This is a genomic window from Methylocystis sp., from assembly GCF_050246715.1.
Lineage (GTDB): Bacteria > Pseudomonadota > Alphaproteobacteria > Rhizobiales > Beijerinckiaceae > Methylocystis.
Genome location: NZ_JBFWVN010000002.1, coordinates 152099 through 172095, shown reverse-complemented (window position 1 = coordinate 172095; position 19997 = coordinate 152099). Strand labels below are relative to the sequence as shown.

Annotated in this window: 18 protein-coding genes; 10 read left to right on the top strand and 8 right to left on the bottom strand. The window is 61.8% G+C overall.

From position 1 onward, the window contains the following. The first annotated feature begins 168 nt into the window (after positions 1 to 168). The 8 genes from AB7I51_RS02090 (at position 169) to AB7I51_RS02055 (ending at position 11203) form a co-directional block, all read left to right on the top strand. A complete protein-coding gene (locus AB7I51_RS02090) occupies positions 169 to 1986 on the top strand; it encodes a SulP family inorganic anion transporter (protein WP_428403148.1) in 1818 nt (605 codons plus the stop codon). Positions 1987 to 2047: 61 nt separating this feature from the next. Continuing rightward, positions 2048 to 4045 carry a hydrogenase 4 subunit B gene (hyfB, locus tag AB7I51_RS02085; RefSeq protein ID WP_428403149.1) on the top strand — a complete coding sequence of 666 codons (1998 nt, stop codon included), beginning with the start codon at positions 2048 to 2050 and terminating at the stop codon, positions 4043 to 4045. After that, entirely contained in the window at positions 4042 to 4995 is a 954-nt protein-coding gene (locus AB7I51_RS02080; protein WP_428403150.1) for a respiratory chain complex I subunit 1 family protein, read from the top strand. Before hyfB ends, AB7I51_RS02080 begins: the two co-directional genes overlap by 4 nt. Next, positions 4995 to 5657: a hydrogenase-4 component E gene (locus AB7I51_RS02075; RefSeq protein ID WP_428403151.1), complete on the top strand. Its 663-nt coding sequence runs from the start codon at positions 4995 to 4997 to the stop codon at positions 5655 to 5657. Before AB7I51_RS02080 ends, AB7I51_RS02075 begins: the two co-directional genes overlap by 1 nt. Beyond that, complete coding sequence (locus tag AB7I51_RS02070; RefSeq protein WP_428403152.1) at positions 5654 to 7102, top strand: hydrogenase 4 subunit F; 1449 nt, start codon at positions 5654 to 5656, stop codon at positions 7100 to 7102. The genes AB7I51_RS02075 and AB7I51_RS02070 overlap by 4 nt, the downstream gene beginning before the upstream one ends. A gap of 17 nt (positions 7103 to 7119) precedes the next feature. Continuing rightward, on the top strand, positions 7120 to 8637 hold the full coding sequence (locus AB7I51_RS02065) for an NADH-quinone oxidoreductase subunit C (RefSeq protein WP_428403153.1): 1518 nt from the start codon (positions 7120 to 7122) through the stop codon (positions 8635 to 8637). 10 nt (positions 8638 to 8647) lie between these two features. After that, positions 8648 to 9163 carry an NADH-quinone oxidoreductase subunit B family protein gene (locus AB7I51_RS02060; protein ID WP_428403154.1) on the top strand — a complete coding sequence of 172 codons (516 nt, stop codon included), beginning with the start codon at positions 8648 to 8650 and terminating at the stop codon, positions 9161 to 9163. A gap of 270 nt (positions 9164 to 9433) precedes the next feature. After that, complete coding sequence (locus AB7I51_RS02055; protein WP_428403155.1) at positions 9434 to 11203, top strand: OprO/OprP family phosphate-selective porin; 1770 nt, start codon at positions 9434 to 9436, stop codon at positions 11201 to 11203. A gap of 447 nt (positions 11204 to 11650) precedes the next feature. Here AB7I51_RS02055 and AB7I51_RS02050 read toward each other — a convergent pair whose 3' ends face one another. Further along, positions 11651 to 11878 carry a hypothetical protein gene (locus AB7I51_RS02050; protein WP_428403156.1) on the bottom strand — a complete coding sequence of 76 codons (228 nt, stop codon included), beginning with the start codon at positions 11876 to 11878 and terminating at the stop codon, positions 11651 to 11653. Between AB7I51_RS02050 and AB7I51_RS02045 the strand changes: the two genes are divergently transcribed. Then, the gene (locus tag AB7I51_RS02045) at positions 11877 to 12608 is read left to right on the top strand and encodes a hypothetical protein (RefSeq protein ID WP_428403157.1); all 732 of its coding nucleotides are present in this window, start codon (positions 11877 to 11879) and stop codon (positions 12606 to 12608) included. The two genes, AB7I51_RS02050 and AB7I51_RS02045, sit on opposite strands and share 2 nt — an antisense overlap. A gap of 55 nt (positions 12609 to 12663) precedes the next feature. Further along, positions 12664 to 13497 carry a class I SAM-dependent methyltransferase gene (locus AB7I51_RS02040; RefSeq protein WP_428403158.1) on the top strand — a complete coding sequence of 278 codons (834 nt, stop codon included), beginning with the start codon at positions 12664 to 12666 and terminating at the stop codon, positions 13495 to 13497. A 104-nt stretch (positions 13498 to 13601) separates the two neighbouring features. Here AB7I51_RS02040 and AB7I51_RS02035 read toward each other — a convergent pair whose 3' ends face one another. The 7 genes from AB7I51_RS02035 to murD all read right to left on the bottom strand — a co-directional run bounded on the left by AB7I51_RS02035 (position 13602) and on the right by murD (position 19997). Continuing rightward, on the bottom strand, positions 13602 to 14039 hold the full coding sequence (locus AB7I51_RS02035; RefSeq protein WP_428403159.1) for a type II toxin-antitoxin system VapC family toxin: 438 nt from the start codon (positions 14037 to 14039) through the stop codon (positions 13602 to 13604). Beyond that, positions 14032 to 14313 (bottom strand): CopG family ribbon-helix-helix protein, encoded by a 282-nt coding sequence (locus tag AB7I51_RS02030; RefSeq protein WP_428403160.1) that lies wholly within the window; start codon positions 14311 to 14313, stop codon positions 14032 to 14034. Before AB7I51_RS02030 ends, AB7I51_RS02035 begins: the two co-directional genes overlap by 8 nt. A gap of 60 nt (positions 14314 to 14373) precedes the next feature. After that, a complete protein-coding gene (locus tag AB7I51_RS02025; RefSeq protein ID WP_428406100.1) occupies positions 14374 to 14793 on the bottom strand; it encodes a GNAT family N-acetyltransferase in 420 nt (139 codons plus the stop codon). A 93-nt stretch (positions 14794 to 14886) separates the two neighbouring features. Next, complete coding sequence (gene murC, locus AB7I51_RS02020; protein ID WP_428403162.1) at positions 14887 to 16293, bottom strand: UDP-N-acetylmuramate--L-alanine ligase; 1407 nt, start codon at positions 16291 to 16293, stop codon at positions 14887 to 14889. A gap of 2 nt (positions 16294 to 16295) precedes the next feature. Next, positions 16296 to 17405: an undecaprenyldiphospho-muramoylpentapeptide beta-N-acetylglucosaminyltransferase gene (gene murG, locus AB7I51_RS02015; protein WP_428403163.1), complete on the bottom strand. Its 1110-nt coding sequence runs from the start codon at positions 17403 to 17405 to the stop codon at positions 16296 to 16298. Between the two features lie 13 nt (positions 17406 to 17418). Continuing rightward, the gene (locus tag AB7I51_RS02010) at positions 17419 to 18573 is read right to left on the bottom strand and encodes an FtsW/RodA/SpoVE family cell cycle protein (RefSeq protein WP_428403164.1); all 1155 of its coding nucleotides are present in this window, start codon (positions 18571 to 18573) and stop codon (positions 17419 to 17421) included. After that, a complete protein-coding gene (gene murD / locus AB7I51_RS02005; protein WP_428403165.1) occupies positions 18570 to 19997 on the bottom strand; it encodes a UDP-N-acetylmuramoyl-L-alanine--D-glutamate ligase in 1428 nt (475 codons plus the stop codon). Before murD ends, AB7I51_RS02010 begins: the two co-directional genes overlap by 4 nt.

Sequence of the window (19997 nt, the reverse complement as noted above, 5' to 3'; positions counted from 1 at the left end):
CCGCTCGAGCAAGCGGCGTCCGAATTCAGAAAAGAATCAGAAATAATCGCGGCGTTCCGAAAAAAAGGGGAAACACTTGGGCCGATGGCTTGTTTTATCCTGCTATGGCGCCCGACAAGCCGCTCGGGCGTCCCTTCCGCCGCGACGCAATAATTGCAAGGACAAAGCATGAAGAGCAAGGCTCACGCTCTTCCAGACGTTCTGGAAGCAGCGGCTGTCAGCGCGTCCGGCTCTCAGGGCTCCGATTCCGCGGCGCAGGGCGATCCGCGCGCGTCCGGCGCCGAACTGGTCCATACCGCGGATCAGAACGGCGCCGTGAAGGTCGAGAGCCAAGCAAACATGACGAAGACGACGTCAACTCGCTTCGTGCCGAAAACCGGGCTCGCAGGCTTGGCCGAAAACTGGCGCGCCGACATTTTATCTGGTTTTCTAGTCTTTCTCATCGCCTTGCCGCTGTGCCTCGGCATTTCGATGGCGTCGGGCTTTCCGCCGCAAGCAGGCATTATCACCGCCGTCGTCGGCGGCCTGCTGGTGTCGCGGTTCAACGGCTCCTTCGTCACGATCATGGGTCCGGCGGCCGGCCTCATCGTGGTCATTCTGGACTCGGTGCAGGCGCTCGGCGCCGGCGACGCCAAGGCCGGCTATCACTACACCTTGGCGGCGATCGTATGCGCCAGCGTCATCCAGACCCTGATGGGCCTGATGAAAGCCGGCAAGATGAGCGCCTTTTTCCCGTCGTCGGCCGTTCACGGCATGCTGGCGGCGATCGGCATCATCATCATGGCCAAGCAGATTCACGTCATGCTTGGCGTCAAGCCAGACGCGCAATCTCTGTTTGCGACGATCGGCGCGATCCCGGCAAGCCTTCGCGACATGAACCCGGAGGTCGCAATCATTGGCGGGCTCGGATTGCTCATCCTGATCGCCTGGTCAATTGTGAAGAGCCGCCGTCTTAGAATGATCCCGGCGCCGATCATCGTCGTGATCGTCGGCATGGCGCTCGCGCAATATTTCGATCTCGACGACGAACACATCTATCTCTTTTTGCCGGAAACTCCGTTCCTGCCGCATCATGAATTCACGATCGGGCCGAAATTTTTGGTCTCCATTCCCCAGAACTTTCTGTCCGGCTTCGCCTTTCCCGATTTCGCGCTGATCGGCTCCGCTCTCTTCTGGCAACAGGTCGTCGCGATCTGTCTCGTCGGCAGCCTGGAAAGTCTGCTCAGCGCGGCGGCGGTCGATAAGCTCGATCCCTACAAGCGCACGTCCGACCTCAACCGCGACATCGCGGCGGTCGGCGTTGGCAACATCATCTGCGGCCTGATCGGCGGCTTGCCGATGATCGCGGAAATCGTCCGCAGCTCGGCCAACGTCAATAATGGCGCGCGCACGGGCTGGGCGAATTTCTTTCACGGATTGTTCCTGCTGATTTTCGTCGCGCTTTTCCCCCGGCTCATTCACGAGATTCCTCTCGCCTCGCTTGCGGCGCTGCTGGTGTTCACCGGCTACCGCCTTGCTGCTCCGGTCGAATTCAAGAAGACGCTGGCGATCGGCTGGGACCAGCTTGCCGTTTTTGTGATCACCATCATTGGCGTTCTGGCGACCGATCTCTTGATCGGCGTCGCGATCGGCATCGTCGCCGAGCTCCTGTTCCATGTTTGGCGCAGCGTCAACTGGAGGCAGGTCTTCAAGCTGCATCGTGACATCGTAGAGAGCGAGCCCGGCGTTTTTCGCGTTAATATCGGCGGCGCCGCCTTCTTCGCCAATTACCTCCCGCTCAAGGGAGACCTCGCCAAAATCCCAAAGGGAAAGACCGTCATCTTTGATCTCTCCGAGTCCTGGTGCGTCGATCACACGGTGATGGAAAATCTCCATCATTTCTGCGAGGACTATGAATCAAGCGGCGGGCATGCCGAGATTCGCGGTCTCGATCAGCACGTCGCGACATCCAAGCATCCTCTCGCGCCTCGCAAGCGCAACGCCTAAATCCTGAGCCTCACAGGAGAAACCCGACCGACGAGGCTATTTCGACAGGAAGGTGATTAGCATGCCGCTCTACCTCGCGTTGACCTGCATCAGCGCGTTGCTTGCCGTCAGCGTCTACGCCATCGTCGAGAGGCGGAACCCAGATATCAGCCGCAACGTCTATCGCATCTGCATTGGGCTATGCGGCCTTCTCTTCTTCTCGGCGGTCATGCCGAGAGGCGCGCACGTTATTTCAACCGCTGTGCCGCTGGGTCTGCCGTGGATCGGCATGCATCTCAGGATCGACGTCCTGAGCGCCTTTTTTCTTGCCGTCGTCAATCTCGGCGGCGCCGCCGCGAGCGCCTATGCGGTCGGTTATGGCGCGCATGAGAAAGATCCGATGCGCGTCCTGCCGTTCTATCCGGCGTTTCTCGCTGGCATGAACATGGTCGTGCTCGCCGACGACGCCTTCAGCTTTCTGGTCGCCTGGGAGTTCATGTCGCTCGCGTCATGGGCGCTCGTGCTGACGCACCATCATGAAGCGGAAAACCGACACGCGGGCTTCGTATACCTGTTGATGGCGAGTTTCGGCGGCTTCGCGCTGCTGATGGCCTTTGGCGTTCTCGGAGGGGTTGGCGGCGCCTATGACTTCGCCTCGATTCGCGAGTCGACGAAAGAGGGCTGGAAAGCCGGCCTGGTGCTGGCGCTGGCGCTCGTCGGCATGGGCTCTAAAGCCGGACTCGCGCCTTTGCACATCTGGCTGCCGCTGGCGCATCCCGCGGCGCCGAGCCATGTCTCAGCGCTGATGAGCGGCGTCATGACCAAGGTCGCCATCTACGGTTTCATTCGCGTCGTCTTCGATTTGCTGGGACCGCCAGCGTTCTGGTGGTCGATCGAACCGCTGACCTTTGGCGCCGCGAGCGCGCTCATCGGGGTGCTTTTCGCCACGATCCAGAGCGATTTGAAAAAGCTCCTCGCCTACAGCACGATTGAAAACATCGGCATTATCTTCATCGCGCTTGGGCTTGCCCTGGCCTTCAAGGCGGACGGCCTGGCGCTGCCGGCGGCGCTCGCCTTCACCGCCGCGCTGTTTCACGTGTTCAATCACTCGCTGTTCAAGAGTCTCCTGTTCTTCGGCGCCGGCGCCGTATTGACCGGCAGCGGGGAGAGAAACATTGAGCGGCTTGGCGGCCTCATTCATTCCATGCCGAAAACCGCGTTTCTGTTTCTCGGCGGCTGCGTCGCCATCTCCGCCCTGCCGCCGCTGAACGGCTTCGTCTCGGAATGGCTGGTGTTTCAGGCGATCCTTCTCAGCCCGTCGCTGCCGCAATGGACGGTGAAGCTTCTCGTTCCCGCTGTCGGCGTGGCACTCGCGCTCAGCGCCGCGCTCGGCGCTGGCTGTTACATCCGCGCCTATGGAATCGCCTTCCTCGGACGGCCCCGCAGCGAAGCCGCGCGCACGGCGAAAGACCCCGATCGCTGGTCGCTCCGCACGATGGCGGCTTTGCTGACGCTCTGCCTGCTCGCCGGTCTGCTGCCGAGCCTCGTCATCGACACGATTTCGCCGGCGGCGAAGGACTTCGTCGGCGGCCGCATGCCGACGCAGGGCGAACTTTCATGGCTCTCGATCGCGCCTGTCGCCGAAAGCCGCAGCTCCTACAACGGGCTTCTGGTCTTCATCTTCATTCTCTTCTCCGCCTATTCGGCGAGATGGGTCATCCACAAATTTGGCTCGGCGCGGTCGCGGCGCGCGCCCGCTTGGGACTGCGGCTACATCGAACCAAGCCCCACGACCCAATATACGGGCAGCAGCTTCGCACAGCCGATCCGACGCACGCTCGGCATCATCGCCTTTTCGGTAAAGGAGCGGCTCGACATGCCGGCCCCAGGCGATACGCGGGCGGCGCGTCTGAGCATCGACATCAAAGACCGTATCTTCGACTATCTTTATGCGCCGCTGACGCGGGCGGTTGAGACTTGCGCCTCCGGCTTCAACATCCTCAGTCTTCTGACGATCCAGGAATATCTCGCGCTGGTTTTCGCCGCGCTCGTCTTCCTGCTGGTTCTGGTGGCGATATGAGCTTTCTCTTCGATCTCGTCGGGCAAGGCGTCCAAATGCTGTTGGTGCTTGCGCTCTCGCCGCTCGTCATCGGCTTTACGAGGAAGCTTAAGGCCCGGCTTCTACGCCGCAAGGGACCGCCGATCATCCAACCCTGGCGCGACCTCATTCGGCTGCTGCGCAAGGAGGTCGTCCTCGCCGAAAACGCGTCATGGCTGTATCGCTCGGCGCCCTATATGATTTTCGCCATGACCTGGGTCGCGGCGTCGCTCGTGCCGACCTTCGCCACGGGGTTGATGTTCAGCTGGTCGGCCGATCTCATCGCCATCATCGCCCTGCTCGGCAGCGCGCGCTTTTTCCTCGCCCTCGCCGGCATGGACATTGGAACAAGTTTCGGCGGCATCGGCTCGAGTCGCGAGGCGATGTTCGGCTCGCTGGCGGAGCCGGCGACGATCATGATCGTCTTCACCGTCTCCTTCGTCGCCGGAACCACGCAGCTTTCCGAAATCGCCGCCTATATGGCCGGGAATCTGGAATTGCGCGCCTCGGTCGGCATGGCGCTGGTCGCGCTGCTCATTGTCGCCATCGCCGAGAATGGCCGCGTCCCCGTCGACAATCCGGCGACGCATCTCGAACTGACGATGGTGCATGAAGCGATGGTTCTCGAATATTCGGGGCGCTATCTCGCGCTCATCGAACTCGCTTCGGCGCTGAAGCTTCTTCTCTACATCTCGCTCATCGCCTGCGTCTTCTTCCCGGTCGGGCTCGCACGGCATGATGCGGGCCTGCAGGCGATGGGCATCGGTCTTGGCGCCTATGTTCTGAAGCTCGCGATCGGCGGCTTCGTGCTCGCGCTGTTCGAGACATCGACAGCGAAAATGCGCGTCTTCCGCGTTCCCGACTTTCTCGGCGCGGGGCTGATGCTCGGCCTCCTCGCCACGCTGCTCGTTTTTGTGACACGGAGTCTCTGATGGAGCTTCTGACAATCGACATCGCGCATGTGCTCGCTGGCGCGCTGGTGCTGACGAGCTTCATGCTGCTCTATCAGGATCGGCTGTCCGGACTGATCAACATCTACACGCTGCACGCCGGCATTCTCTCGCTGTCGGTCGCCTGGCAGGCCTATTATCAAGACGCCCCCCACCTCTATGTCACCGCCGCCATTGCGGCGATTTTCAAGGCGTTGATCATTCCCTTCAGCCTGCGCCGCATCATCGAGCGTCTGGGCGTCCATCGAACCGTCGAAGTCATCGGCGGCGTCGGCATCACCATGCTCATCGGCATTTTTCTGGTGGCGCTGTCTCTCGTGGTCATGCTGCCGGCGACGGCCTCCGCCGACCCGTTGGCGCGCGAAGACATCGCCTTCGCGCTGGCGATCGTGCTGCTCGGGCTGCTGATGATGGTGACCCGCCGCAACGCCGTCAGCCAGATCATTGGCTTCATGTCGCTGGAAAACGGCCTGGTCCTTGCAGCGGCAGGCGCCAATGGCATGCCGCTCGTCGTCGAGATTAGCGCGGCCTTCTCGATCCTGATCGCCTTCATCGTGATCGGCATCTTCCTGTTTCGCATTCGCGAGCGCTTCGACAACGTCGATCTTTTCGAACTCGATCGCGTGCGCGGGGGACGTTCATGAGCTCCGATCTGTTCCTGGTCTCTAACGCGCTTATCGCCATTCCCGTCGTCGCGGCCGTCGCCGTCGCCATCGAACCGGAATATCGGCGCTCGGCGGTGATCAATGTCTGCGCTTCCGGCGCGACCTTTCTTTTCGCGCTTATTTTGCTGATCGTCGAACCAGAGAGCAGCGGCTATCTCTTCGTCGACGATCTCAACATCGTCTTCGTCGTGCTCTCGACCTTCATCGGATTCACCACGAGCGTCTACAGCGCGAGCTATATCGATCATGAAATCGAAACCGGCCGGCTGACCCCGACGAATGTCCGCTTCTATCACGCGATGTATCAGTCGCTGATGTGCGCGATGAATCTGGCGCTGCTCGCCAGCAACATCGGTCTGATGTGGGTTGCGGTCGAAGTCGCCACGCTGACCACGGTGTTGATGGTCGGCATTTACCGCACGCCGCACGCGCTCGAAGCCGCCTGGAAATACTTTATCCTCGGCAGCGTCGGCATTGCGCTGGCGCTGTTCGGAACCATCCTCATCTACATGGCGGCCGAGCCGGTGCTTGGCCAGGGCTACGACGCGATGGTCTGGAAGACGCTGATGTCGCAGGCGCCGCAGTTCAATCCGCGGATGCTCAATGTCGCTTTCGTCTTCCTGATGCTCGGCTATGGCACCAAGGTCGGCCTGGCGCCGATGCACGCCTGGCTGCCTGACGCGCATGCGGAAGGACCGACGCCGATTTCGGCGGTGTTGTCCGGCCTCCTGCTCAATGTCGCGCTTTACGCCGTGCTGCGGTTCAAAATGCTGCTGACCGCCAATGCGGCGGCGATCACGCCGGGCCCCCTGATGATCACCCTCGGCCTTGCGTCGCTCATCATGGCGGCGTTCATGCTCTACCGCCGCGACGACATCAAACGGCTGTTCGCCTATTCCTCGATCGAGCACATGGGCATCATCGCCTTCGCCTTCGGCATGGGCGGCCCGCTCGCCAATTTCGCCGGCCTGCTGCATATGACCATGCACAGCCTGACGAAGTCCGCGATCTTCTTTTCCGTCGGCCACATTGCTCAGGCCAAGGGCACGCAGAAAATCGCCGACATCAGGGGATTGACGCAAAGTCAGCCGGCGCTCGGCTGGACTCTCGTCGCTGGCGTCGTGGCGATTATCGGGCTGCCGCCGCTCGGCATTTTCATGAGCGAATTTCTCGTCGTGAGTTCGACTTTCGCCCGCCAGCCTCTGCTCGCCATCCCGCTCGTTTTCGGCCTGCTTCTCGCCTTCGGCGCCTTGCTGTTGCGTCTCACCGGAATGGCGTTCGGCGAGCCGAGCCGGGACGTCGGCGAGGTGAAAGCGTCAATGTTGCCGCTCTATGCGCATCTCTCGCTGGTGCTGCTCGCCGGACTGTATCTTCCGTCTCATGTCGTGACCTGGTTCCAGAATGTCGCGCGTCTGTTGGGTTGAGCTGGAAGGATAAAGAGATGAACTTCGCCAGCAAACAGACCGCCGCTCAGCCGTCGCAGCCGACCTGCCTGCCCTGGCCGCGCGAAATCGTCGACCGGGCCGGTTGGCTTGCCTTGGCCGAGAGCCTCGCGAAGGGCGAGCGCGAGCTCTTAAGTCTCTGGGGTGAAAGCTCAAGCGTTCATATGGCCGTGCTCGAACCGCGCGAACCGCCGCTGCGCATCGTAACATTGGAATGCCCGGAAGGCGCGTTTCCGTCGGTCGGACGACTGCATCCTCCGGCGTCGAGACTCGAGCGCGCGATCCACGATCTTTTTGGCCTCAAGCCTGAAGACGCGCCCGACCGGCGTCCTTGGCTCGATCATGGCCGCTGGGGCGTTCGTCAGCCCTGTGGCGCGCCCCAGGAGATCAACACCAGTCGCGACCCATACGAGTTCCTTCCGACGGAGGGCGAGCCGCTGCACCAAATCCCGGTGGGGCCGGTGCACGCCGGCATCATTGAGCCGGGTCATTTCCGCTTCTCCGCGAATGGCGAAACCGTGGTACGCCTCGAGGAGCGGCTCGGCTTCGTGCACAAGGGAATAGACCAATTGATGAGCGGCGCCTCGATCGAGCGCGCCGCACAGATCGCCGCGCGCGTTTCCGGCGACAGCACCGTCGCCTACAGTCTGGCCTTCGCCCAGGCGGTCGAAGCGGCCTTTGACGTCAACGTCCCGCCACGCGCCATCTATCTGCGCGCCTTGATGGCCGAACTCGAACGGCTCGCCAATCATTTCGGCGACATCGGCGCCATATGCAACGACGCGGCCTTCTCACTGATGCAGGCGCATTGCAACCTCGTGCGTGAACGCATCTTGCGAGAATCGGCGAGCGCTTTTGGGCATCGCCTGATGATGGATCGCATCGCGCCCGGCGGGGCCGTCGTCGATCTAAAGCCGGAGAGCGCCACGGCGCTTTACGCAATGGTCGACTGGATCGAACTGATGACTCCACGGCTGATCGCGCTCTTCGGGGACACGACGTCGCTGCAGGATCGCACCGTCGGAACCGGATTCGTCAGCGAAGCCCTCGCGAAACAATATGCCTGCGGCGGCTATGTCGGGCGCGCCTCCGGCCGGGCGTTCGACGCGCGCAAGGCGATTGGTTACGCCCCCTACCCGCAGTTGGCTTTTGCAATCGGCGCCTCGAAAGAGGGCGACGTCGACGCGCGCGTCTGGGTCCGATTCGACGAAGTCAAAGCCTCGCTGCAAATCGTCAGACAAATTCTCGACGAAGCGCCGGCAGGACCGATCATCGCCGCCTGGACGCTGCCCGACGACTGGACGCGCGAAGGCGCGGCGCTCGTCGAAGGATTCCGCGGCGATATTTTCGTCTGGCTTCGCATGCGCGCGGACGGCGTCGTGCAGCGCTGCCATTTCCGCGATCCGTCGTGGTTCCAATGGCCGCTGCTCGAAGCGGCGATCGAGAACAACATCGTCGCCGACTTCCCTCTCTGCAACAAATCCTTCAACTGTTCCTACTCGGGCCACGACCTCTAGGACGAGCGCGATGCAGAAATTCTTGCTTCAAGGCTTGCTCCGAAGAGCGTTGACCGAGCGGGCCCCTATTCCCGATGCGGCGTCGACGGCCGAGCTCGGCTATACGCTGGGCCGTACGGCGCGGCAGAAACTCGGACGCAGTCTTTCGATCCGCGAAGTCGACGCGGGCTCCTGCAATGGCTGCGAACTCGAAATTCACGCGCTCAACAACGCCTATTACGATCTCGAAAGATTTGGCCTGCGCTTCGTGGCGTCGCCGCGTCACGCCGACGTCTTGCTTGTCACCGGTCCGGTGACGAAGAACATGCGCGAAGCGCTGGAACGCACCTATGCGGCGACGCCCGACCCAAAATGGGTGATCGCGGTCGGCGACTGCGCCTTTGACGGCGGCGTTTTTTGCAATAGCTACGCGTGCATTGGCGCCGTCGCCAACGTGGTCCCGGTCGATCTCCATATTCGCGGCTGTCCGCCTGATCCGACGACGCTGCTCAAAGGTCTGATCGCCTTCGTTGAAAATATGGAATGAGCCACCGCGGCGCCGCGCCAATGACAAAAAAAGGCCGCGCGCTGTCTGAAAAATGGCGACGCCGCCTTTGGGAAATGCGCGAGCAACATTGGCGCGCACGAAGATAAACTCCAGACAAACACGCACGCAAGGCCTTGGTTACAAAGTGAATAGCGTTAAACAATCCGTAAATCCATTTCGCGCGTTTAACGCAATGAACTGGCTGTTTTGATCGGCGCAGCGAAGCACGGGGCCGCTCGCTGCGAATTCAATCGCGAGCGAGGCTGACACATGAAATTCCTGGGCTGGAAGTGTGGCGTCGCGACAAGCGCCCTTGCCGTAGTTCTCTCAGCGACCGCGGCGAATGCGGCCTCAAGCGAGTCGATCGAGGCAAGGCTTCGCGTGCTGGAAGCGGAGATCGCAAAATTGCGGCGCGAAGCGCGCCAGGCCAAATCCGAGGCGAAGCAGGCCGCGCAGTCCGCTCAAAGCAGCGCCGCCAAAGCCGCGGCGGCGCAGGCCTCGGCAGTGCAAGTCTCGGCGCAGCCCCCTGTGCCGCCGGTCCTCACGACCTTCAGAAACGGCCTTTTCGTCGAAACCGCGGACAAGGCTTATAATTTCAAAGTCGGCGGACGCTTGCAGTTCGACGGCGGCGGCGCGACGCAGCCGCTGAACGGCTGGTCAAATCAGGCCGGCGTTCGCCAGGTGCGTCTGGAAGTCGAGGGCAAGGCCGCACAATACTTGTTTTACAAGCTGCAATATGATTTCGCGGGCTCGCAATATGGCACGCCGTTCAATGCCCCCGTACAAGGCGGCATTCGCGATTTCTATCTTGGCGTGCAGCATCCGCTTCTCGCATTGCCCTTCACGAAGGACCCGGCGTTCATCCATGTCGGCAGCTATTTCGAGCCCTTCACTCTGGAGTTCACGACTTCCTCGCGTTACCGCGACTTCATCGAACGCGCGATGGCGATCGAAGCTATCGGGGCCAGCCGTCACCTTGGCGCGGCGATCGGGGCCTATGGCGAGAATTGGAGCGCAAAGGGCGGCGCCTTCACGACAAGCTTTGAAGATTTGAACACCAACCCCGCCGTCGGCACGCCGCCGCTCATCGGCATCCCTGCAAAAGCCGGGTGGGTTTCGACGGGCGGCAGCCAATATTACGAATTCACCGGCCGATTGACCTATGCGCCGATCATGACTCAGCATGATCTCCTGCATGTCGGCGTTTCCGGCCGCTATCACCAGCCCAACAGCGCCACGGGATTATCCGACGATCGCGTGTTGCGGGTGGGCAACCGCATTCGCTCTGAAGCCTATATTCTCAATCAGGGGCTGCTCGGAACGCCGGATCTCTCCTGCGGCTCGATCATCCTGCCTGGATGGACGTCGGCCGCATCCGCGCATTGCGTCAATAACGTCGAAGCTTTCGACATCGAACTCTCCGCGGCCCATGGACCGCTCTCGCTGCAGGCGGAATATCTGGGACAGCAGGTCAACCGCAACCCGACCAAGGTTGCGCTCGCGCGCATGGCCGGCGCTTTCGCGCCGGGCGGCGCCTCGCAATATTTCAGCGGCTTTTATGTCTACGGGCAATGGTATCTCACCGGCGAGGAACGCGCCGCCGCCTATGACGTGACGAACAAGCTTGGCGCGAATTTCAATCAGGTCCCGATCAAAAATCCGGTGAGCACGGGAGGCATCGGCGCAATTGGACTAGCAGCGCGCTACAGCGCCCTTAATCTCAACAGCGGGCCTTATTCCGGCTCAAGCCTATATAACATGCTTGCCTATACGACGCTGATCGCACCCAATCACGCCGCGGCTGCTTATATCGCCAATGCGGGCGTCGTCGGCGGCCGTCAGCAGAATGTCACCATGGGAATCAATTGGTATCCTGATAATGGATTCCACCTCCAGTTCAACTGGATCCATGTGCTGCGAGCCTCCGCGCCATTTAACGATTACGCTCTGTTCGCCGCAGGCGTTCCGTCGCGACAGGGCGCCTATTTCAACGGAGCCCATCCTGACCTCTTCGAGGCGCGCGCGCAGGTCTATTGGTAGGATGGCCGCTGAAAGAACCAGCCGCGACGCCAGCGGTTCGACGCGACAAATTTGCAACGCTCATCCAATTTCGTCGACGATGGTCGGAACAGAGCTTGATTTCGCGTGTTGTTGGGGTGACGCTTGAAACTGGTTGTTCGGTGGTCCATCTCTAAAAAGGAGAGCCCTAATGACCACGAGAAAACTTCAGCGACGAAGAAACGCCATTAGGACGCTTCTTCAAAACCTCGATACGCGGCCCTTCTGTGAGGACACGCTGCCGCAGTCAGGCGGGTGGTCGAGCCATCCTCGTCCGCGGCTCGCGCGAAACGCATCCAGCGCCGCCGGCCACGGCGACCGCAGGTAGATTCATCGCAGCCCGACGATCGACGGAAACGCCTGTCGTCGGTCCCGCGGTGACGCCCTTTAAGAATGCAACGCCCCGACCGTGGACGTCACGGCGGGGCGTTATGCGTTCGAGCGGCGGCGTTTGTCGCTCCCGCGAAAAAGCGCCCTTCCGTTCTCCTCAACGCGCTCTGGCATTGCGTGCGCTTCGCCTGGAAGCGAGTTCCCTGCGCCGATTTTCCCTTTTGCGATGACGCGGCGAATCTCGGTAAGGATGTGATCCGAACACAACCGTTCTTGAGGGGGACAGGTGCTTTTAAAATTTTGGATGTCGCAATCGATGCCCGTCATGGCGCTCCTGCTCGCGAGCGCCATGGCCGTACTCGCGCTCTTTTTGTGCTGGCTTTGCTTCGCTTCACGCTTTGCGGTCCATGCGCAGAACTGGAAAGGCGTCGTGCCGCCCTTCGTCGCGGTTCCAGCGACGCTTTTTGGCCTGCTGATGACGTTCCTCTCGCAGGATGTCTGGGAAGCAAATCGCCGCGCTTTTCAGGCCGTCACGCTGGAGCGCGAACAATTGACGACCCTCTCTGTGCTCTCCAGCAATCACGGAATTGACGCTGATGAAATCTTAGCCGCTATACATGAATATGTGGAGGCCGTGGTCGGCCTCGAATGGCGAGCGATGGAGAACGGCGAAGAATCCCCCGAAGCGGAAGCCGCGCTGAACAGGCTGACCAGCGCGGTAAGCGGCGCGAAGATCGGACCGGCCTTCCAGCGCGCGCTCCTTAACGCCGTGATTCGTCTGCGATCGGCGCGCGATCAGCGGCTCGCGATCGCGGAAGCCTTTCCCGATGATCGCGAGTGGGCGGCTGTGCTCGTCATCGCCTTTATCACTCAAATCGCGCTTGCCGTGACGCATCTCGACCGTCCCAGGCCGCAGCTCCTCGCACAGGCGATTTTCGCCTTGGCGGCGATCGTTCCGATCTCGCTCGTCGCCTCCGTGGACGAACCCTATTCGCCGCCAAATGCGATCGCTTCCGACCCGCTGGCGCAGTTGCTCGAACGATTTCCTCATAAGTGAACGCGCGCAGGCTGAATGCATCGCCTTTTGCCCAACAAGAAACGACGCCTTCAACATGACCGAAATACAAAAAGTCGCCGGCACCGCTTTCGTCGTCGCCGAGTTTCGCAACGACGAAAACAAGGAGTCACAACCGCTCTACCGCGATCCCTTCGTTGGCCTGTTCCTGGATGAGGATTCGAGAAAAGCCGCGGATCGTATCTCGCGGTCTTTCCCGCCGATCAGAAAAAATGTCCGCTTGAGGACGCGCTACTTCGATGACCGGCTTCGTCATCATATTGGTCAGGGAGCCCGGCAGATACTCATTCTTGGCGCCGGACTCGACACAAGGGCGCAACGGATTGCGGTTGAGGGCGTCGCCTATTTCGAAATCGACGCGCCCGAAACTCAGGCGTTCAAGAGCGCGCGGCTCGAAGAAAATTCCGTAGATCCCAACACGACCTATATTGGCGCCGATTATGTGACGGATGGCATGCTCGATCTGCTGCGACAAAGCGGATTGGATTTCAGCCTTCCCACCCATGTCATTTGGGAAGGCAACACCATGTATTTGGACGATGGCGCCGTTCGTCGAGTTCTGAACGACCTGATGGGCGAATTTCAACGCTGCTCGGCGTCCTTCGACTTTTTCGCCGAGGATGTCATTCAGAACCAAACCGGCGATCCTGAAATCACCAGAGTCGTCGAAAGATTCGCCGCGATGGGCGCGCCATGGACTTACGGAATCGACGACCTTTCCGAAATCGCCGCCAATTGCGGCGCGAAAGTAATTGATCGCGTCACGCTCGCCGAGCTTCATCGAAGCTTCTGGCCGAACCTGCCATTGGCGTCGCCGATTTATGGCTATTATTCGCTCTGCACCGTCGAAAACGCCGTGGATCGGGCTTGAACCGCCAAGGATAAGCCAGTTGCGCCAATGGTAGCGCGCGCCGTCTTGACGTCGGGAGCGGCGGCGCCAATGCTCAGTCGCCAACGGCGTTGATCGACGCTACGTCACAGCTCGGCGATTTGAACGACGCGCACGCCGTGACTCGAGCGGAATCTGCGATCGTTGGTGACGAAGATATCGCACTTCGCCATCGCGGCCGCGTGGAAATGCACGGCGTCCAGCAGTTTCAGGCCCAGACCTGCGCCGAAGCGCCCTGCCTCGATCAACGCCGTCAGGTTCACCGGATGGATGTCGAAGACTTCGTCGTGAAAGAAAAGTCGCTCGTACGCTTGTTCCACCAGCGGCTTTTGTTGCTGGAACGCCCCGAAAAAACACTCCGCGACGCCGATTTCGCTGGTGACGACGCTCGCATTCCGATCGATCAGCCCATACCAAAGACTGGCGACTTTGCTCTGAAATTCGATATTGGCCTCGATGAAATAGATGATCGCGTTCGTATCGAAATAGGCGCGAGAAACACCGTTCAACGCAAGATCAGTCATCGCCGCGGATTTCGCGGATGCTGGCGTCGATCTCCTCGACCGTTCTTGGCCCGAGCAGACGCGCGCCTATGCCCTCCAGCTCCTTCAGGCGACGAATGCGCTCTTGCGGCGAAGGCTGGGTTTCCTTCTGCACGACGCGTGGAAGAAACTGCTTTAGCGTTTCCTCCACCAGATAAGAACGCGAGCGGCGCGTACGCGTCGCCGCCTCGTCGAGGATTTTGCGCGTTTCGTCGGTAAGACGAACGGATGTCGGCGTAGATGGCGCAGGTTTCACGGCGGCGACAGGGCTGACTACGATGTAGTCAATTGTAGTCCGCGTTTCGGCGAAGTCAAATCACGCGAAAACCCGGCTGTCATCCAAGATTTCATATTGGAAGCGAAGGGAGTCGTCGCGCCGCTGCTGAAATCCTAACTTTCGATAGAATTCTCGCGCTTCTCCATTTTCATTTGCGACGCCGACCGTTGCTCGCAAACAACCCGACGCATTCGCATCCTTCAAGATATTGGCGACCAACGCGGTCCCCACTCCTTGTCCCCGAAATCGCTCGCTTACGAACAGCAAATCTATATGGCGAACGCGGAAAGCGCGCACGAAGTTCATCCAATCGAATGTCGCGGCAAAACCCGCCGGTTCCCGGTCGACTGTCGCGATCCAGATGGTGGTGAGCTTCTTCGAACCTAAGCCCCGCGCGACAAATTCAGCGGCGCCAATTCTCGTTTCATGCCCATGATAGGCGGCAAGCGCCGCCATCATTTCCGCGACCACCTCTGCATCAGCGCGTTTCATCTTGCGGATTTTTGGAATGGTCTTTGTTCGCATGCTTGGTGGATCAATTCCTCAAAGCACTCATCCCCCGCTCACCGCGAGCTGCTCCGGCAGCGCATAGGCCCATTGGGTGATGTTGCCGGCGCCGAGGCACACGACATAATCGCCGGGCGCGACGATTTCGCGGATCATCGCCGGCAGCACTTCGGGCGACGGCAGACCCATAGCGCGGCGATGGCCATGCGCCTTGATCGCGGAAACCAGCGCGTCGCGATCGACGCCCGCGATCGGCTGTTCGCCCGCCGGATAGACATCGGCGATGATCACCACATCGGCGTCGTTGAAACAGGTCGCGAATTGATCGAAGAGCGACTGCAGCCGCGTGTAACGATGCGGTTGCATCAGCGCGACCACCTTTCCCTTGGTCGAGGCGCGCGCGGCGCGCAGCACGGCGGCGATTTCGACCGGGTGATGGCCGTAATCGTCGAATATCTGCACGCCGTTCCATTCGCCGGTCTTGGTGAAGCGCCGCTTCACGCCGCCAAAGCCGGCGAGCGCCTTGCGAATTTGTTCTGGCGACAGGCCGAGCTGATTGGCCACCGCGACCGCGGCGGTGGCGTTCAGCGCGTTGTGATGGCCGGGCATCGGCAGGACCAGATCTTCAAGATAGATCGCCTGCGACGTCTTGCGGTCGCGCAGCAGCACGTTGAACTTCGACACGCCGCCGGTGAGATCGACATCAAGCAGCCGCACGTCGGCCTGCGGATTTTCGCCATAGGTGATGACCCGGCGGTCCTCGATGCGGCCGACGAGCTCCTGCACCGTCGGGTGATCGAGGCACATCACCGCGAAGCCGTAGAACGGCAGGTTCTCGATGAAATTGCGGAAGGCTTCCTTGATGGCGTCGAACGTATGGAAATGGTCGAGATGTTCGGGGTCGATATTGGTGACGATCGCGACATCCGCCGGCAGTTTGAGAAAAGTGCCGTCGCTCTCGTCGGCTTCGACGACCATCCAGTCGCCGCCGCCAAGTCGGGCATTGGTGCCGTAAGCGTTGATGATGCCGCCGTTGATCACCGTCGGATCGAGCCCACCGGCGTCGAGTAGCGTCGCGACGAGCGAGGTCGTCGTCGTCTTGCCATGCGTGCCGGCGATGGCGACGCATTGCTTGAGGCGCATCAGCTCGGCGAGCATTTCGGCGCGGCGCACCACCGGCAGCCGCTTTTCGCGCGCGGCGACAAGTTCAGGATTATCGCGCTTGATCGCGGTCGAGACGACGACGACGGCGGCTTCGCCAAGATTCTTCGCGTCGTGTCCGATGCTGACCGTCGCGCCCTTCTCGACGAGGCGTTTGACATTGGCGTTTTCGGCGGCGTCCGACCCTTGCACCTTGTAGCCAAGATTGAGCAGCACTTCGGCGATGCCCGACATGCCGATGCCGCCGATGCCGACGAAATGAATCGGACCCAATTCTCTCGGCAGTTTCATCCTTAGCTCCGTTTTGCAGCGCCTTTCCGCGCCACGTCCAAGATCAGATCGGCGAGCCGTTCGGCGGCGTCGGCGACGCCGACGCTCTTTGCAGCTTTCGCGCGCGCGGCAAGTTGCGCTGGCGCACTGATCAGATCGCACAGGCGCCCCGTCAGAAATTCCGGCGTGAAATCGCTCTGGCGCACGGTTTCGGCGCCGCCCGCCTGTTCGAGAAAGGCGGCGTTTGCAGCCTGGTCCTGGTCAAGCGCATGCGGCAGCGGCACCAGCATCGCGGGGCGCCCGATGACCGCAAGCTCCGAGACCGTCGAGGCCCCGGCGCGGGCGATGACGTAATGCGCCGCTGCGACCCGCGCGGGAAAATCAGCGAAAAAGGGCGCGATCTCGGCGGAGACATTGGCGCCAGCGTAGATCGCCTCGACCCGCGCGATATCTTCGGGGCGCGCCTGTTGCACGACGGCGATGTTCGCCCGCAGCGCGTCGGGGAGCGCCGCGACCGCCGCCGGCACGATATCCGCCATGACGCGCGCGCCCTGCGATCCCCCGGCGACGAGCAGCCGGAAAATCCAATCGTCGAATGACGGATAGGGAATCTCCGCCGCCTCGAGCACATTGGGGCGCACCGGATTGCCGGTGACGACGACCTTGCTTTTCAGGGCCGGAGGCGCGGCGAGAGTCGGCAGGCCGGCGGCGATCCGGTCGACGCGGCCGGCGAGAAAGCGGTTGGCCTTCCCCATGACGCCATTCGCTTCATGCAGGGCGCTCGGCACGCCGAGATAAGACGCCGCCAACAGGGGGGGCACGGTCGGATAGCCGCCGAATCCGATCACCACGGCCGGCTTCACTTGTCGCAATAACGCGACCGCCTGCGCCGTGCCGATAGCCAGACGCGCCACCGCTTGGGCCTTGGCGAAGAGAGAACCGCCGCGCGGCGTTCCAGCGGGGATCACATGCATGGCCCTTGCCGGAAAGCTTCCGCCATAGCGCAGCGCACGCTCTTCGGTAACGAGTTCCGCCGGCAGTCCCCGCTCGGCGAGCGCATGAGCGAGCGCCTCGGCCGGAAAGAGATGGCCGCCGGTGCCGCCCGCGGCGAGAAGAATTGGGGAATCAATCATACTGAAGCTTTTATCACGCCGCCGCCGGAGCGCCCGTCGCGGCGAGTTCGCTCATCACTCTCACTCGCGGCCGCTTCCGGGTGACGGCAAGCAGAAAGCCCATGCCAAGCGACAGCGAAATAAGCGAGGAGCCGCCGTAAGAGACAAAGGGAAGCGTCATCCCCTTGGCGGGCATGAGATGCACATTCACCGCCATATTGATGCAGCTCTGCAAACCGAACAGCATCACCAGCCCCGCCGTCGCGAAACGGCAGAAGGGGTCGCTGTTGCGGGCCGCCGAGAACAGGCCGCGCACCACCACGAAGGCGAAGACCGCGGCGAGCGCGATACAGACGAGAACGCCGAATTCCTCGCCGATGACCGCGAAGATGAAATCGGTGTGCGAGTCGGGCAGGATACGCTTGATCACCCCTTCGCCGGGTCCCCTCCCGAACCACGATCCGGCGATGAAGCTTTCGAGCGCGGTCTCGGACTGAAAATTGGCGGGCACGCCGGCGACCGGCGGCGGCGGCTCCAGAAACGTCTCGATGCGCGCATGGACATGCGGCACGAATTTATAGGCGAGCAGCGCCGAAACGCCGCCAAGGCCGCCCAATCCGACCACCCATATCCAATGCAGGCCAGCCATGAAGAACAGCGCCGCCCAGACGATGGAAATCAGCATCGTCTGCCCGAAATCGGGTTGCAGCATCAGCGGCACGATCGCGATCGGCAACAGCAGAAGCGCGATCAGATTTCCAGGAACGTCCTTGCGCCGCGCCCCTTCCGAGAACGCCCAGGCGACCAGGACGACGAATGCCGGCTTCAAGAATTCCGAGGGCTGAATGCCCAATATCCATCGCCTCGCGCCCTTCACCTCCTGGCCATAGAGGATCGTGGCGAAGACGAGCGCGAGCGAAATGATGAAAATGACGAGCGCCAGCCGGCGCACATGGCGCGGCGAAAGAAATGAGGTCGCGATCATCACGGCGAGCGCCGGCACGAGATAGATCGCCTGCTTGTTGACGAAATGGAAGGTCGCCAGATGCAGCCGCTCGGCGACGGGCGGGCTGCCGGCCATGGCGAAGACCAGTCCGGCGACGATCAGCAAAGCGAGGCTTGCCAGCAGCCAGCGATCCACCGTCCATGCCCAGTCGGAGAATGGCGTTCGTTGCGCGCGCGAGATCATGTCGCTTCTCCTTTTCGCGCCGCGATCACGGCGGGAAGCCCTTCGACGAGGCCGCGAAAGGCGTCGCCCCGCGCCTCGAAATTGGTGAACTGGTCATAGGAGGCGCAAGCCGGCGACAGCAGCACGACTGGCGCCGGCGCGCCTTCGCGAAGCGCGTCGAGCGCCGCGCGCGTCGTCGCGACGTCGAGCGTTCCGCATCGTTCGAAAGGCAGCGCGCCTTCCAACGTGCGCGCAAAATCGTCGGTCGCCTCGCCGATGAGATAGGCTTTACGTATGCGCGAGAAATGCGGCCGCAGCGGCTCGACGCCGCCCTCTTTCGATCGGCCGCCGAGTATCCAGTAAATGTCGGCAAAGCTGGTCAGCGCCTTTTCGGCCGCGTCGGCGTTGGTCGCCTTCGAATCGTTAATAAACAACGCGCGCTCGATGCGTCCCACTTCCTCCATGCGATGCGGAAGACCGGGGAAGCTCAACAAGCCGCGCGCAATCTCGTCGTCATCCAGTCCGCACTCCCATGCCGCGGCGGCGGCGAAAGCGGCGTTCTGCGCATTATGTGCGCCGCGAAGCGCGCGCGCGCCGTCGAGCGAACCAATGAGTTGGGCTTCATCGGGCGGATGCCCCTGCTCTCGGAAATAGACGCTGCGATCCTCGACGTAAAATCCCCAATCGAGCGCGCGCTTCGCCGACACGGGCACGACGCGCTTGCCTGGCGACGCGGCTTCGGCGAGCCGCGCGCCGATCGCATGGCAATAGGAATCGTCGACGCCGACCAAGGCCACTTCCGCCGCCGCTACCAGCCGTTCCTTGATCGCGGCGTAATTTTCGATCGTGCCGTGGCGGTCGATATGGTCCGGCGTAATATTGATCAGCACGCCGATGGTCGGCGCCAGCGAGGGCGCGAGATCAATCTGGAACGACGAACATTCGATGACGTGAATGCGCTCGTCGGACGGCGGCGCGAGATCGAGAATCGGCACGCCGATATTGCCGCCGAGCTGCACGTCGCGGTCGGCTTCTCGCAGGATATGGGCGATCAGCGCCGTCGTCGTTGATTTGCCGTTGGTGCCGGTGATGGCGATGAAGGGCGATCCGCCGGCCCGCGCCTCGCGTTCGCGGCAGAAGAGTTCCACGTCGCCGATGATTTCGACTCCGGCGGCTTTCGCCGCCTGCACGACCCAGTGCGGCTCGGGATGAGTCAGTGGCACGCCGGGAGAGAGGATAAGCGCATCGAACTCGCGCCAATCCGCCACCGCGAGATCTTCGAGCGCCACGCCCTGCGCGACCGCCTTGAGCCGGCCGGCCTCGCCGTCGTCCCAGGCGGCGACGCGCGCGCCGCCGGCGATCAGCGCACGGGCGGTCGAGAGGCCCGAGCCGCCGAGGCCAAAAAGCGCGACGTGTTTGCCCTTGAAGGATTCGACCGGAGTCAT

Bases quoted from the DNA above. Each gene is read 5' to 3' on its own strand.
- murC (WP_428403162.1), bottom strand. From the start codon at position 16,293: ATGAAACTGCCGAGAGAATTGGGTCCGATTCATTTCGTCGGCATCGGC.
- AB7I51_RS02090 (WP_428403148.1), top strand. From the start codon at position 169: ATGAAGAGCAAGGCTCACGCTCTTCCAGACGTTCTGGAAGCAGCGGCT.
- AB7I51_RS02070 (WP_428403152.1), top strand. From the start codon at position 5,654: ATGAGCTCCGATCTGTTCCTGGTCTCTAACGCGCTTATCGCCATTCCC.
- AB7I51_RS02035 (WP_428403159.1), bottom strand. From the start codon at position 14,039: ATGACTGATCTTGCGTTGAACGGTGTTTCTCGCGCCTATTTCGATACG.
- AB7I51_RS02040 (WP_428403158.1), top strand. From the start codon at position 12,664: ATGACCGAAATACAAAAAGTCGCCGGCACCGCTTTCGTCGTCGCCGAG.
- AB7I51_RS02050 (WP_428403156.1), bottom strand. From the start codon at position 11,878: ATGACGGGCATCGATTGCGACATCCAAAATTTTAAAAGCACCTGTCCC.
- AB7I51_RS02080 (WP_428403150.1), top strand. From the start codon at position 4,042: ATGAGCTTTCTCTTCGATCTCGTCGGGCAAGGCGTCCAAATGCTGTTG.
- AB7I51_RS02075 (WP_428403151.1), top strand. From the start codon at position 4,995: ATGGAGCTTCTGACAATCGACATCGCGCATGTGCTCGCTGGCGCGCTG.
- AB7I51_RS02060 (WP_428403154.1), top strand. From the start codon at position 8,648: ATGCAGAAATTCTTGCTTCAAGGCTTGCTCCGAAGAGCGTTGACCGAG.
- murD (WP_428403165.1), bottom strand. From the start codon at position 19,997: ATGACTCCGGTCGAATCCTTCAAGGGCAAACACGTCGCGCTTTTTGGC.
- AB7I51_RS02055 (WP_428403155.1), top strand. From the start codon at position 9,434: ATGAAATTCCTGGGCTGGAAGTGTGGCGTCGCGACAAGCGCCCTTGCC.
- murG (WP_428403163.1), bottom strand. From the start codon at position 17,405: ATGATTGATTCCCCAATTCTTCTCGCCGCGGGCGGCACCGGCGGCCAT.
- AB7I51_RS02065 (WP_428403153.1), top strand. From the start codon at position 7,120: ATGAACTTCGCCAGCAAACAGACCGCCGCTCAGCCGTCGCAGCCGACC.
- AB7I51_RS02045 (WP_428403157.1), top strand. From the start codon at position 11,877: ATGGCGCTCCTGCTCGCGAGCGCCATGGCCGTACTCGCGCTCTTTTTG.
- hyfB (WP_428403149.1), top strand. From the start codon at position 2,048: ATGCCGCTCTACCTCGCGTTGACCTGCATCAGCGCGTTGCTTGCCGTC.
- AB7I51_RS02010 (WP_428403164.1), bottom strand. From the start codon at position 18,573: ATGATCTCGCGCGCGCAACGAACGCCATTCTCCGACTGGGCATGGACG.
- AB7I51_RS02025 (WP_428406100.1), bottom strand. From the start codon at position 14,793: ATGATGGCGGCGCTTGCCGCCTATCATGGGCATGAAACGAGAATTGGC.